The following is a 14,057-nucleotide window of genomic DNA, read 5'->3' as shown; positions in this document are numbered from 1 at the left end:
AGGTATCTTAAGCCGAACTTACGAAACGGGATGTTCCTGACGCGGGTGCCGCTGGGAAATGGGCAGCCAGCAAAACAAGATCAGCAGCGACATGGAAAACATCAGCATACCAACGCTAAATTGGCTCGTTTGCGGTAACATTGCCGACAGCCACGTTGCTCCCCCTGAACCGACATTCTGTAATCCTCCCACTAAAGCCCCTGCGGCACCCGCCAGATAAGGGAAAGGTTCCATCGCACCGGTCGTTGCCAATGGGAACAACATACCGGCGCCAAAAAAGAATAACGCTGCCGGTATCAACAACGTCCAGATATTCATCAAACCAAACCAGCCGGGCAACCACATCAGGATACCCGCCAACAAGCAACAGATCACCGACTGCCACATCAGCCGGTAAGATGTTTTACCTTCACGCCCTGCATACCACGCGCCAAAAAACGCCGCAGGAATGGGCAGAATAAACAAGATACTGACCGTCAGGCTATCCAGCCCCAGCACCGCCCCCATCAATACGCCGCTGCTGGCTTCAAAAACAGCAATCCCGGACAAGCCCCCTACCAGCATGATCAGGTAAGAAACAAAGGCACCATGAGAGAGTAACTGATGGAAAGAAACCAACATCGTACTGTGTTTAGTCCCGGCGGGGCGGGTTTCCGGTAAATGCCGGGCCAGAAAGAAAACCACCCCGGCTCCTAACAGCAACAGGAACACATAACAGGCACGCCAACCAAAATAGTGGGCAACCATCCCACCTATCATAGGGGCGGCCAGAGGACTAACCAATATCGCCATGTTCAACAGGCTATTGGCATAACGCAAGGTCGTGCCGGTATATAAATCCCGTGGCATGGTACGTACCATTACCCCGGCAACCCCTGTGCCCAACCCTTGCAATGCACTCGCAAGCACCAACACCGATAAGTTCGGGGCAAACAGGGCACATATCGTCGCCACCAGATAAATGGACATGCCCGCCAAAATCACAGGACGGCGCCCTACTTTGTCAGACAGCGGCCCATAAAAGAGTTGCGAAAACCCGTAAGAAAACAGATACGCTGCCATCACCCGCTGAACTTCTCCCGCAGGCTGGTTAAGATCACTGGCCATATCAGCAATCACTGGCACATAGATCGTTTGCGTCATCTGCCCTACCGCGGTCAGGGCAATCAGCATCAACAATAAATTAAAGTGTTCTATTTTTCTCATCGTATTTATACAAAATAACCCATTGAAAATAATCGAATAATCAATCATCAGCCACAGTAAAACCCTCAAGCGCTTAATTAAAGCACCTGACGTACTGACTAAATGAGATAGGATTCAATGAGCAAATCTATATTTTTTCTTTGCAGTATACAATTTCACATGAAGAAAAAATTACAGAAATATCATCCATAAATGTCAATAAAAGTGTACATATCAATCCATAATAACGGCAAAAGTCCAGTCAATTACACCGTAACACGTAATCGATAATGCTATTTCCGCTGATCACGTAGAATCGTCACAAAAAATCATCAATTCACGCCGTATTCATTCACATTGTTAATTCATACCCTATTGTGTAGAGAGGTTAATCGTCATGGCAAATTGGGTTACAGGAAAAGTTACCGACATTACTCATTGGACTGACTCACTTTTCAGCATCAAAATTCATGCACCTATCGAACAATTCACTGCCGGGCAATTTGCAAAACTGGCATTGGAAATTGAAGGGGAGCGCATCCAGCGCGCTTACTCTTACGTTAATTCTCCCGATGACAATCAACTGGAATTCTATCTGGTGACCGTTCCGCAAGGAAAACTCAGCCCCCGATTGGCGGCACTAAAAACCGGGGATGAACTGCTGGTCACAGAGCAAGCGGCAGGGTTTTTCGTTCTTGATGAGATCCCTGACAGCCAAACACTCTGGATGCTGTCCACCGGCACCGCCATTGGGCCTTATCTTTCTATCCTCCAGCAAGGCATCGATCTGGAGCGATTCGACCATATCGTGTTGGTTCATGCGGTCAGGTGGGGAAAAGATTTGAGTTATTTACCCATGATGCAGGCATTGGAGAAAAAATTTCAGGGGAAATTGAGAATACAGACTGTCGTCAGTCGGGAAGAATGGTCAAATTCACTGATGGGCAGAATTCCGGCATTAATTGAAAATGGCACACTGGAATCCGCCGTCGGCTTACCAATTCAGGCAGAAAACAGCCATGTCATGCTGTGCGGGAATCCCCAAATGGTCAGGGATACCCAACAACTATTAAAAGAGCAGCGTAATATGGCAAAACATCTGCGCCGTAAACCCGGCCATATCACCAGCGAGCAATATTGGTAATCAGCGCATGATGGCGGGTCACGGTGCCCACAATAAACTTATCGGCGTTTTTGGGCAGGGTCATTGGCAGAAATATAATCCACCGTTTCTGCCATCTCACCAAAGCGATTAGTGCCTTCCGTTCCGCGAAATACCCCGCAATCCAATATCATCATGACAAAAATCAGGGTTGGGACAAAACGACCAATGCCCCACTGCCATATCGGTGCCATTGTGCTCCAGTCAAGGGACAGCAATACCCAAGCCAACGCAAAGAGTAACCCCCAGCCACCCCGTTTATTCCGGTCATGCAGACGCTTCGAAAAAATCGCCGCCGTTGGATACAATAGCAAAGCAATACCCACCGCCGCATAATTTATCGGGAGGATATTCATGCCATGCAGTGTCAGGAGGATAAAGATCAAAGCGAAACAGATGCCTGTGCCGATCCAAAACTCCCGTCGTCCAATTCGGCCTTTGAATGAAAATCCCCATTGTTGTAATGTCATGTACTCTTTTCCAATGATTTTCCAATTGTGTGGATGCTGTTTTTCCAGGATTTAACTCAGTGAGTAACAAAATGAAAACAGACATAAATAAACTGCTGGTGACAATATTAATCGCTTTTGGCATCGGTTTACCATTATCCGCCGCTGCCGATGCACCGTCTGTCACACCAGAAATCAACTCACCGTTAATAACTTCACCATTAATAACTCCACCATTAATGTATCTACTGCCGGATTCCCCCACTTTCGAAGACACCATCCCCACTTTTCGGGAAAAATACAACCAAAACCATCCCGGCACGCCGTTGTACGAATACCGAGTGATTGCCAGCAAAGATATTTCGCAGCCGTTTATCCGCGCCGCCAGTAAAATCAATGACAACATTTACTCTTCGGCCGTACTGGAGCGGGGCAGTGAAAAGATTAAAAGCCTGCAAATTACCCTGCTGTTATCACAAGATGAACGGGAAAATACGCAAAACCGCTTACTGGCAACAAAATATATCACCGCGCTGATCAACCAATTTGAACCCACGCTTTCCCTTGAACAAGCTGAAATTCAATGGGAAAGGCTCTTGCAGGCAGCAGAAAACCGCCCCGCTTTCAGTCAAAAAATGGGCGCAATACGCTATATCATCGTCAACAGCAGCGAAAATATAATGACCTTCGCAATTGAACCGATTAAGCTATCGCTATCTGACACATCAGCAAATGAAAATTAGTGACCCAGCGCAGAGCTATTCGCGTTGATGATCTTTATACTGTGCATTCATTTCGCAATTTGATTATTTTCTGGTTGGAGGGAAAAATATGCGACATCCATTAGTGATGGGTAACTGGAAATTAAACGGCAGTACCCATATGGTTAACGACCTGATTGCAGGCCTGCGTAAAGAACTGAGTAATGTTGACGGCTGTGGCGTCGCTATCGCACCACCAACAGTTTATGTTTCTCTGGCAAAAAATGCCCTGGCGGGTAGCCGCATTGCGCTGGGCGCACAAGATGTCGGCGTCAATCTTTCCGGTGCTTTCACGGGCGAAACTTCCGCAGAAATGCTGAAAGACGTCGGTGCAAAATATATCATTATCGGCCACTCTGAACGCCGTACTTACCACAAAGAGAGCGACGAATTCATCGCGAAGAAATTCGCTGTCCTGAAAGAGCAGGGCCTGATCCCCGTGCTGTGCATCGGTGAAACCGAGCAAGAAAATGAAGCGGGTCAGACTGAAGCCGTCTGCGCACGCCAAATCGATGCGGTTCTGAACACGCTGGGCGCCGACGCATTCAAAGATACCGTGATTGCCTATGAACCGGTTTGGGCCATTGGTACAGGCAAATCGGCAACGCCTGCCCAAGCGCAAGCCGTGCATAAATTTATCCGCGACCATATTGCAAAACAAGATGCCGCCATCGCGGAACAAGTCATTATTCAATATGGCGGCTCAGTTAACGCCGGTAATGCAGCCGAGTTGTTCACCCAACCCGATATCGACGGTGCATTGGTCGGCGGCGCATCACTGAAAGCGGATGCGTTCGCCGTTATCGTCAAAGCTGCCGCAGAAGCTAAAAAAGCGTAATTTTTTAACGCATAAAAATAGGATTCAACCGCCACGAGCAATGCTTCGTGGCGGTTTTTTCACTCCATCATCAGCCAATGACTAACGCCGGATAATCTCGTCAAACGTTCCGCCGGTAGCAAAATGTTCTTTTTGCGCCTTATCCCAACCGCCAAAGACTTCATCAATGGTAAAAAGCTTCAAAGCAGGAAAAACAGCGCGATATTTTTCTGCGATGGCTTTATCGCGCGGGCGATAATAATTTTTGGCCGCAATCTCCTGCCCAACCGGAGAATAAAGGTATTTCAGATATTCTGTCGCCAGCTCACGTGTTCCCCGTTTATCAACCACTTTATCGACAACAGAAACCGTCGGCTCCGCCAGAATAGACATGCCCGGCGTCACAATATCAAACTTCCCCTTGCCCAGCGCATTAATCGCCAGTAAGGCTTCATTTTCCCAAGCAATCAAGACGTCGCCAATCCCGCGCTCCACAAAGGTATTCGTGGCACCGCGTGCACCGGAGTCCAGCACTTCTACATTTTTATAGAGTGCTTTCACAAACGCCTTGGCTTTGGCCTGATCCTGATGGTTATGCGCTAATCCATATCCCCAAGCCGCCAGATAATTCCAACGCGCACCGCCGGACGTTTTCGGGTTCGGGGTCACCACGGCAACATCGGGACGGATCAAATCCGGCCAATCTTTTATCTGTTTCGGGTTTCCTTTTCGCACCAAAAAGACAATGGTGGAGGTATAAGGCGCTGAATTATCCGGCAGACGCTGAATCCAATGCTTATCAATGCTTCCACGCTCAGCAATGGCATCCACATCATAAGCCAGTGCCAGAGTGACGACATCCGCCTGAAGACCGTTAATCACGGAAGTGGCCTGCTTGCCCGAACCACCATGTGATTGGCGGATCTTCACATTGTCCCCGGTTTTATTGTGCCAATATTCGCTGAATGCCTCATCATATTGCTGGTACAGTTCACGGGTCGGATCATAGGAGACATTCAATAATTGCAGATCTTTTGCCCATACCTGATTAGCCAGCGGTGTTATCGCCAAGACCATCAAAGATAACGTTGAAACAATATATTTTTTTGTCATTGCCCATATTGAGCCAGTATTTATACCCCTTGCATTTATTATCGCCACGGCCACACCTTCCCCTCAGTTATTATGATTTCGCCATAAAAACTGACAGAAAGCGCGATGACGCAGAAATAATTTTAACTTTCTGCTTATGCACAAGAAGAATATGAGGAATGAGACAGCCACAGGATAGGGCTGTCTCCAACAGAGGATTTTTCAGGCAGGAGAGGATTAGTAGAGTTTCTTCGCGGTTTCCAGCCACTCTTTCTTAAAGACACGCTGCATATTTTGCACGGCATCAATGATATCGTGATGAACAAGTTTCTCGTTCTGGATACCCACACAACGACCGCCATGCCCTTCCAGCAGCAGTTGAACCGAATACGCCCCCATGCGGGAAGCCAGAATGCGGTCATACGCGACCGGTGCACCACCACGCTGGATATGCCCCAATACCGTTGCACGGGTTTCGTGGCGGGTCTCCGCTTCAATATATTTCGCCAGTTCAGCCACATCGCAGACATGTTCAGTGATGGCAACTATCGCGTGACGCTTGCCTTTTTCAATCCCGGCTTTAATCTCAGCCAGCAATTCTTCACGATCAAAGGGATCTTCATTTTCAGGCAGGACAATAAATTCACAGCCCCCCGCGATGGCTGCGGATAAAGTCAAATCACCGCAATAACGCCCCATCACTTCAACAATCGAAATGCGTTTGTGGGACGTTGAGGTATCACGCAAACGGTCAATCGCTTCAACCACCGTTTCCAGCGCCGTGAAATAACCAATGGTATAATCGGTGCCTGCGACGTCGTTATCAATCGTTCCCGGCAAGCCGATACAAGGGAAACCCGCCTCGGTCAGCTTTTTCGCGCCCAAATAAGAGCCGTCACCGCCAATCACGACTAACGCATCGATCCCATTTTTGCGCATGTTTTCAATGGCAATTTCCCGCACCTTATCATCCCTGAACTCCGGGAAGCGGGCTGATCCCAAAAACGTCCCACCGCGGTTAATCATGTCGGAAACACTAAAGCGATCCAGCTTCTTCATGCGGTTTTCATACAACCCCAGATAGCCATCATAAATGCCGTAAACTTCCAACCCTTCGGTTAAAGCGGCACGAACAACACCACGAATAGCGGCGTTCATGCCAGGCGCATCACCGCCACTCGTTAAGACTCCGATTCTTTTAATCTTGTTGATCATGATGACCTCTGACTTGTCGATATAATATTTGCGAAACCTGATTGTCACTTCATTAGCTGAATTGATTCAACTCCGCCTATGATACGGAAAAACAGCTATTCTGCATTAAGATTATGTCTATTTTTTGATGTGCTTTTGATTATGGATAAATTCTCCGTCAATCCCAACGGTTTTTATACTCTTCGGCGACAGCGGAGCAAGGATCTTGGTGAATAATAATATCGGCATCTGGAAACCTGTTCCGTAATTTATTTTCAATCCCTTCGGCCAACGCATGTGCCTGCACCAAGGGCAAATTATCATCCATCTCCAGATGGAACTGAATAAAACGAATCGGGCCTGATTGACGGGTGCGCAAATCATGCCCACCTGCCACACCGGGATAATTCCGGATCATCTCAATAATCTCCTGCCGCTCTTCATCCGGCAAGGCACGGTCAAGCAAGGACTGTACAGCATCATAGCCCATCCGTAATGCACTATAGAGGATATAAACCCCAATGCCCAAGGCAAAGAGCGCATCCGCACGTTTAAAACCATACCAACTCAGCAGCAACGCCAGCAAAATCGCCCCATTCATCAGGAGGTCGGACTTATAATGCAGCATATCCGCCCGGATCGCCTGACTTTGCGTTTTACTGATCACCCATTTTTGGAAGGTCACCAAACAGATCGTGGAAATCAGGGCAATAACAATCACCCCAATCCCGGTTGCCGCATGTTCCAGCGGCTTGGGGGAATATAGGTGCTGAAAGCCCGTCAAAAACAGGAAAATCGCTGAACCGGAAATAAACATACTTTGCGCCAACGCTGCCAATGATTCAGCTTTACCATGCCCGAAAGTGTGCTCTTTATCCGCCGGTTGGAGTGAATAGCGCACGATAAAAAAATTCGTCAGGGAAGCGGCCAAATCGACCAGAGAATCCACCAGCGCCGCCAATAAACTCACCGATCCCGTCAACCACCAGGCAAAAATTTTCACGATCAACAGCACACTGGCCAGTACCGTGGCCGCCAACGCAGCGGAACTGACCCATCGCCCATAATTGATATTCATTGACTACCGCCTTTTGGTTACTCCATCTCAGGTATAAAAATAGCGCGTTAGATGAAAAAATATAGGGGCGGCGAAACAAAGCGAGTCAATTCTATCCAACATTCCGCCGTGGCCTGCAATGATCCCGCCAAAATCCTTCACGCCGCTATCCCGTTTAATCGCCGACATACATAACCCGCCCATAAACCCCATCAGGGTAATTGCCAACGACATCAATCCCGCCTCCCACGGAGAGAAAGGTGTGACCCAGAACAACGACATTCCCAACAATGCAGACACGAAAATTCCGCCAATAAATCCTTCAACCGTTTTATTCGGACTCAGTTTCGGCACAATCGGGCGTTTGCCCAATAACTTCCCGAAGACATACTGCAAAACATCAGATATAGCAGAATCATAATACTGTGTCATAATACCCAAATTCCAATGACAAGGTAGAGTTGAAATGGGTTACAGTCTCGATTTCCGAAAAAGAGTTTTGGCATACAAAGACAAGCATTCGTTGACGTTCGAACAAACGAGCACCCACTTTGAGGTCTCTATCCGCACTCTGTTTCGGTGGTGCAATAAAATAGAACCCTGTATGACACGGGATAAACCGCCCACGAAAATGAGTGACGAAACACTTATTGCCGATGTCCGAAATTATCCCGATGACTATCAATGGGAAAGAGCAAAACGTCTGGGGGTTTCACAGTCTGCTATCCATTACGCCTTGAAACGGCTGAAGCTCACCTTGAAAAAAAACGCTAAAACACCCTGACGCTTGCGAACACGCTCGTCAGGTATTTAACGAGCGTATCCGCCACCATGAGCAGGCAGGCAAACCGATTGTTTATCTGGATGAAAGCGGTTTTGAGCAATCGATGCCACGAATGCACGGTTATTCCCCAAAAGGACAGCGCTGTTTCGGTCTACACGATTGGCAGGCCAAAGGGCGGATTAATGTCATCGGTGCCATCATTAAAAATACCTTTGTAACCTTAAGCGTATTTGGGGGGAATATTAATGCGGATGTCTTTCATGCCTGGATGACCCAAGATTTGTGGCCAAAGCTCCCAAGTGGAGCCGTGATTGTCATGGATAATGCCTCATTTCATAAACGCCATGACACGCGACAAGCAAAACCCAACCCGGATGCCAGTTGGAGTGGTTCCCGCCTTACAGCCCGGATTTAAATCCTAATCAAACAAAAAGGGGCGGGGACAAAAGCCACAAGAAAGGAAAGAAAAAGGTCCATTTGATGAATTTTTAAAAAAAAACCTGAATTTATGTTAATTATATTGATTTTGCTATAGTTGCACCACAATCATCAGAAACAGCAATAACTTGATATTTTGGTTCTTGTACTCTGGGATATCCAATATCAACAACGCGGGCGCATGGCTGATGGCAAACACTGTGATTAACATCCCCCACTGGATTTTGGCGGTGCGTTCCAAAAAATGGATAGTGTCCCCAAGCAAGGCTGTACGGACAGGTAAAAATAGCAAGACATAGACGGGAATAAAAACCGAGAATAGCTCATACCACTGCATTCCCACCAACACATACTGCGCAGGGATAAAAACAAAAAAACACCAGAACAGTGCCTTATGATCACTGCACCGAATCGGGGTTAGCATAATAAATTCACGCAGGGCAAAAAATGACATCATCGCAAATAAAATCACCGATCCCACTGGCCCAACCACAATAGCCAAGACACAGATAATGCATATCACCCACCAGCTACGGATGCGGGCATTCAGGTTATCGATAGTGGCATTGCGCCTTTCCCCTGCATAGCGCAAGGCCAAAATGCCGCCAATCACACTGGCAATCACCAATATGCCAAATATCCCGCCCAGCAACAGCATCAGATCATGATCGATATGAGAATAAACCATGTTGGGTATCCCTATCCCTTTTATATGAAGTGACAATGATAAGATTTTTTTAATAACGGAGTAATGGGAGGTAAGATAATCAAGATTGGTTAAGATAACAACAGGTTGTATCAAGAAAAACTATGCACCTTTGAGGAATTGAAATGTGAATTTTAGGCAAAAAAAGCCGCTCAATAGGAAGTGAATAGAGAACTAGCTATTCTGAAAATTTTCGGCGCGGTCAACCAATACCGATAAAAAAGAAGTTCTGGCAAGTTCATGCGCATTTGGCGTCATAATACTGATAAGTTGATATTTTTCTGGTTCACACCAATGACGGGTATAAACAAGATAACTATTACTTTTACGTGCTGCAACGGGCATTTTCGTCGGCCAAGGTTCCTCATCAGGTAATTTGATATGTATTTTGAACACGAAAGAAGCGCAGAGAGAAGCATGATCTTCCCACCGCCCCTCATCACCAAAAATGGCTGGTCTCAATCCGCCATTTTTCCAGTCTTTCAAAAAATTGGCATATTGTCTGGCAACAGCAGGTAATTCAATATCTTTATGAAGGGAAACAGTAACCACGATATTACCATCAATGGAAAATTGGTTTATCAAGACCCAGAGCTTGATGTTCAGAGCTAATCAATGCCTGCACATCTTCCTTATTGGATTGATTCGTGATTTCAATCAATTTCGGTGATTCATGAGTATTTTTAGTGAATGAAAGAATTTCTTCAATGGTATAACGCAAATCTGCGGCAGCCCGTCCAAACTGCATGATTTCCTGACAGTGTTTTTGGTCATCCACTTGATTTAAAGCTATTTTCGATGCCTTAACTAAGGCAGCACAAAGGGTAATATGCTTTGTAAAATAATGCAGATTATCTCTGGCAAATTTAGACATACTTTTATCGTCAATAGGAATGCGTTTTTTTTCCCACTCTGCCCGCAGATTCCGTAAATGCCCTCTCATACGATTGGCGAGATCAGCCATGTATTGCCGCGCTTCAGTAATAGGCAAATACACCACAGAATCATTAATATTTTGCAACACTAACGTATTTTGTGATGGGGATGTCGCCATGTAACTACCAACGCTGTCAGCAGGCACTGGCGCAAGTGATAATGCCATCGCGGCAGCAATGGAAGAAATGTTATTTTTGCTGAATTTCATAAAACCGACACTCTAAACATAGTGAGTTCATGTATGTGATTTGAGCATACAACTGTACTTCTGTCCACAAATTATACACTCATCTGGTACCTGATTTTTGCAGTTAGCGATAACATTGGATCCATTAAGTGAAGGTATAGAAATCTAGTAGCTATAAGCAATTGTAGATAACAAAAGTGTCCACACTTGAAAATTTTCAGTTCGTCTACAGTTGCTTAAGAAAACATTATGATGCTGATTTTAAAGGAAATTAATTTTAGCTACGGATAAAAAAAAGCCCCACAAGGGGGCTGAAAGACAGGGATGGTGTCTATGGCAAGGAAAATCGTTGGTGATGCTACTGTGTAACAAAAGTACTAAACATCAAAAGTGGTAACAAAAAAATCAGTTCACTTTTCGGGCTTCGTATTCATTTACTTCAACCGATTTTTTTAGCAGCGCTTTCTGTTCCGGTGTTAATAGCTGATAAATCTGATTATTAATGCGCGCAATTTCTACGCCCAGAGCAACATTCTTTTCGGCTATTTTTTCAAGCTGCAAACGAATCTCAGCTTCATCAAAATCCTCATCAGCCAAAAGGGCATTCAATCTTTGATGTTCAACTCGCATATCCATCAGCGGCTGTTCATACTGATGCTGCTCTTTGACTAACTTCCACATCTGTTCACGTTGCTGTTCAGTTAGCGCGATTCCACCGAAGAGATAACTATAGTTATATTGGCTGTTCCGGTGATGATTCAAATTCCTCTTAGAGCCATATGGCATACAATATGGATAGGGGGAGGAGGAACTCACCTCAGGAATATGATCCGTATCAGCAGTTTTAGCTAAAGCTTCTGTTGTTCCCAGAACAACCATTGACGCTAAAGCCAATATTGCTATGTTACGCATTAAATTTCCTCGCTTTCTCGAACAGCAGCATTCGATTCAGTGCGGATAACTATAACCTTACGGCTGCAAACTAGCGTCAGAGCATGTAAAAGAACGTAAAGTCATGGAATAGCGAAGTTTGTTATCGTATTTTGCTCTTGGAGGAAGAATTAATGCATAAAATCTTATTAGTTGATGATGACCGCGAACTGACATCGCTATTAAAAGAACTGCTAGAGATGGAAGGATTCAATGTGATCATCGCCCACGATGGCGAACAGGCTTTACAATATATCGATTCTTCAATTGACCTATTATTGCTGGACATCATGATGCCGCGCAAAAATGGCATTGAGACACTGAAAGAGCTACGGCAGTACCACCAAACCCCGGTTATCATGTTAACGGCGCGTGGCAGCGATTTAGACCGTGTTTTGGGGTTGGAACTGGGAGCGGATGACTATCTCCCCAAACCGTTTAACGATCGTGAACTGGTCGCCCGCATACGGGCCATTTTGCGCCGTTCCAACTGGAGTGAACAACAAGCCGATATTGGCACACCGATACTGGAGATCGATAAACTTCAACTCAACCCTGGGCGTCAGGAAGCCAGTTTTGATGGAATGATCTTGGATCTCACCGGCACAGAATTCACCCTGCTGTATTTATTGGCGCAACATTTGGGGCAAGTCGTTTCCCGTGAACATTTAAGCCAGGAAGTATTGGGAAAACGCTTAACGCCTTTTGATCGGGCTATTGATATGCATATTTCGAATCTACGCCGTAAATTACCCAACAGAACTGATGAACTTCCATGGTTTAAGACATTACGCGGCCGTGGGTACTTAATGGTTTCCGCAAAATGATCAATAGCTTGACAGCCCGTATATTCGCCATCTTTTGGTTCACGCTTGCGCTTGTCCTGATGATAGCCTTAATGGCGCCCAAACTGGACTCACGGCAGTTAACGCCGCTTTTGGACAGTGAATACCAGTTGGGAGAAAAGCTGGCAAAACTCATAGAAGAAGAACTCATCAACGACTCTGGGAATGACCTATTCTGGTGGCTACGTCTGGATCGCGCTGTTGCCCGGTGGACGCCATCTGGGCAACGTCTGATCCTCGTCTCCAGTGAAGGGCTAATCAGTGACATTAATACCCCGCCCCATCAACAACAAGTTATCCGCAACTTTATCGGCCAATCCGATAACGCCGATCACCCTAAAAAGAAAAAATACGGCCGTTCAGAAATACTCGGCCCATTTTCTGTCCGCGATGGAGAGGATCATTATCACCTCTACATCATTAGGCCAGCGGGGAGTCCACAGTCCGATTTTATTAATCTGATGTTTGACCGGCCTTTTTTACTGCCCGCTGCCACCATGTTAATCAGCGCCCCACTGTTATTGTGGCTGGCATGGAGCCTGGCAAAGCCCGCACGGAAACTCAAAAATGCCGCTGATGACGTGGCAAGAGGTAACTTACGGCAACACCCAGAACTGGAATCTGGCCCGCAAGAGTTTTTGGCGACGGGCAGTAGTTTCAACCAGATGATCAGTGCGCTGGAAAGGATGGTGACCGCCCAGCAGCGGCTGATTTCCGATATCTCTCATGAACTGCGCACGCCACTGACCCGATTGCAATTAGCGACTGCCTTGCTGCGCCGCCGTCACGGTGAAAGCAAGGAACTGGCACGCATCGAAACAGAGACCCAACGTTTAGATGGCATGATTAACGACCTGCTGGTGCTTTCCCGCAATCAGCATAAAAACGAGCTACTCCGCGAAAATATCAAAGCCCACGATATCTGGCATGACATCCTGGAAAATGCAAAATTCGAAGCTGAACAGATGAGCAAAACGCTGGATATCGTCTCACCTCCCGGAAACTGGGTAATTTACTGCAACCCGACAACGCTCGGCAGCGCACTGGAAAACATCGTCCGCAATGCACTGCGCTACTCCAGCCACCATATCGCCGTTGCATTTAAGTCAGACAACCACGGTGTCACGATTACGGTTGATGATGATGGCCCCGGAGTCAGCCCCGAAGACCGTGAACATATCTTCCGGCCTTTTTACCGGACGGACGAAGCACGGGACAGAGAATCCGGCGGAACCGGATTGGGACTGGCGATTGTTGAAACGGCTGTCAGCCAACATCGAGGTTGGGTCAAAGCAGAAGATAGCCCTTTAGGCGGGTTAAGGCTGGTGATTTGGCTGCCGTTGCACGGAAGATAGATAGTTTTCGTTTGGGAATTTAGTTAGTTACATAACGTAACAATTAAAGAAAAAAAGCTATTATACTTGACCTCATGGCGTCGAGGGACTAATCTCGTCGCTGCTTAACACAAATCATTGATATGTTAATTTTTGTTAAACAAAAAAATCCAATGATAT

At 46.4% G+C, this 14,057-nt stretch carries 15 protein-coding genes and 2 pseudogenes; 7 read left to right on the top strand and 10 right to left on the bottom strand.

From position 1 onward, the window contains the following. Positions 1–18 precede the first annotated feature (18 nt). On the bottom strand, positions 19–1,206 hold the full coding sequence (emrD, locus tag XDD1_RS00935) for a multidrug efflux MFS transporter EmrD (protein ID WP_045973270.1): 1,188 nt from the start codon (positions 1,204–1,206) through the stop codon (positions 19–21). 376 nt (positions 1,207–1,582) lie between these two features. Here emrD and fpr point away from each other — a divergent pair, with 376 nt between their 5' ends. After that, complete coding sequence (gene fpr / locus XDD1_RS00930; protein ID WP_045967952.1) at positions 1,583–2,329, top strand: ferredoxin--NADP(+) reductase; 747 nt, start codon at positions 1,583–1,585, stop codon at positions 2,327–2,329. 38 nt (positions 2,330–2,367) lie between these two features. Here the strand turns inward: fpr and XDD1_RS00925 are convergent, their stop codons facing one another. After that, complete coding sequence (locus XDD1_RS00925) at positions 2,368–2,817, bottom strand: DUF805 domain-containing protein (RefSeq protein WP_045967950.1); 450 nt, start codon at positions 2,815–2,817, stop codon at positions 2,368–2,370. 71 nt (positions 2,818–2,888) lie between these two features. Between XDD1_RS00925 and XDD1_RS00920 the strand changes: the two genes are divergently transcribed. Beyond that, on the top strand, positions 2,889–3,539 hold the full coding sequence (locus XDD1_RS00920) for a DUF1454 family protein (RefSeq protein WP_045967948.1): 651 nt from the start codon (positions 2,889–2,891) through the stop codon (positions 3,537–3,539). Positions 3,540–3,627: 88 nt separating this feature from the next. Further along, positions 3,628–4,395, top strand: coding sequence for a triose-phosphate isomerase (gene tpiA / locus XDD1_RS00915; protein WP_045967946.1), 768 nt, complete (start codon positions 3,628–3,630; stop codon positions 4,393–4,395). Positions 4,396–4,476: 81 nt separating this feature from the next. Here tpiA and XDD1_RS00910 read toward each other — a convergent pair whose 3' ends face one another. The 4 genes and pseudogenes from XDD1_RS00910 to XDD1_RS00895 all read right to left on the bottom strand — a co-directional run. After that, complete coding sequence (locus XDD1_RS00910) at positions 4,477–5,451, bottom strand: sulfate ABC transporter substrate-binding protein (RefSeq protein ID WP_231854491.1); 975 nt, start codon at positions 5,449–5,451, stop codon at positions 4,477–4,479. 252 nt (positions 5,452–5,703) lie between these two features. Next, complete coding sequence (gene pfkA / locus XDD1_RS00905) at positions 5,704–6,681, bottom strand: 6-phosphofructokinase (protein ID WP_045967942.1); 978 nt, start codon at positions 6,679–6,681, stop codon at positions 5,704–5,706. A 157-nt stretch (positions 6,682–6,838) separates the two neighbouring features. After that, positions 6,839–7,738 (bottom strand): CDF family cation-efflux transporter FieF, encoded by a 900-nt coding sequence (gene fieF / locus XDD1_RS00900; RefSeq protein ID WP_045967940.1) that lies wholly within the window; start codon positions 7,736–7,738, stop codon positions 6,839–6,841. A gap of 27 nt (positions 7,739–7,765) precedes the next feature. Further along, positions 7,766–8,125 (bottom strand): annotated as a pseudogene (locus tag XDD1_RS00895) (phosphatidate cytidylyltransferase); the annotation flags it as partial. A gap of 58 nt (positions 8,126–8,183) precedes the next feature. Between XDD1_RS00895 and XDD1_RS00890 the strand changes: the two are divergent. Both XDD1_RS00890 and XDD1_RS00885 read left to right on the top strand, forming a co-directional pair. Then, a complete protein-coding gene (locus XDD1_RS00890) occupies positions 8,184–8,501 on the top strand; it encodes an IS630 transposase-related protein (protein WP_045967938.1) in 318 nt (105 codons plus the stop codon). A gap of 112 nt (positions 8,502–8,613) precedes the next feature. Continuing rightward, complete coding sequence (locus XDD1_RS00885) at positions 8,614–8,916, top strand: transposase (RefSeq protein ID WP_231854442.1); 303 nt, start codon at positions 8,614–8,616, stop codon at positions 8,914–8,916. A gap of 117 nt (positions 8,917–9,033) precedes the next feature. On the opposite strand, the pseudogene XDD1_RS00880 reads toward XDD1_RS00885, so the two are convergent. From XDD1_RS00880 to XDD1_RS00865, 4 genes and pseudogenes are all read right to left on the bottom strand, one after another. Then, positions 9,034–9,627: pseudogene (locus tag XDD1_RS00880) on the bottom strand (phosphatidate cytidylyltransferase); the annotation flags it as partial. A 192-nt stretch (positions 9,628–9,819) separates the two neighbouring features. Continuing rightward, positions 9,820–10,197 (bottom strand): type II toxin-antitoxin system YafO family toxin, encoded by a 378-nt coding sequence (locus XDD1_RS00875; RefSeq protein ID WP_045973267.1) that lies wholly within the window; start codon positions 10,195–10,197, stop codon positions 9,820–9,822. Positions 10,198–10,207: 10 nt separating this feature from the next. Continuing rightward, positions 10,208–10,789, bottom strand: a complete 582-nt coding sequence (locus XDD1_RS00870; protein WP_045967936.1) for a hypothetical protein — start codon at positions 10,787–10,789, stop codon at positions 10,208–10,210. Between the two features lie 384 nt (positions 10,790–11,173). Continuing rightward, complete coding sequence (locus XDD1_RS00865) at positions 11,174–11,680, bottom strand: Spy/CpxP family protein refolding chaperone (RefSeq protein ID WP_045967934.1); 507 nt, start codon at positions 11,678–11,680, stop codon at positions 11,174–11,176. A 152-nt stretch (positions 11,681–11,832) separates the two neighbouring features. On the opposite strand from XDD1_RS00865, the gene cpxR reads away from it, so the two are divergent. Next, entirely contained in the window at positions 11,833–12,525 is a 693-nt protein-coding gene (cpxR, locus tag XDD1_RS00860) for an envelope stress response regulator transcription factor CpxR (RefSeq protein WP_045967932.1), read from the top strand. Next, positions 12,522–13,898, top strand: coding sequence for an envelope stress sensor histidine kinase CpxA (gene cpxA / locus XDD1_RS00855; protein ID WP_045967930.1), 1,377 nt, complete (start codon positions 12,522–12,524; stop codon positions 13,896–13,898). The genes cpxR and cpxA overlap by 4 nt, the downstream gene beginning before the upstream one ends. Positions 13,899–14,057: the final 159 nt, after the last annotated feature.

It is taken from the genome of Xenorhabdus doucetiae, assembly GCF_000968195.1.
GTDB lineage: Bacteria > Pseudomonadota > Gammaproteobacteria > Enterobacterales > Enterobacteriaceae > Xenorhabdus > Xenorhabdus doucetiae.
Note: the sequence above shows the minus strand (reverse complement) of the source record. Positions and strands in the feature narration are given on the sequence as shown.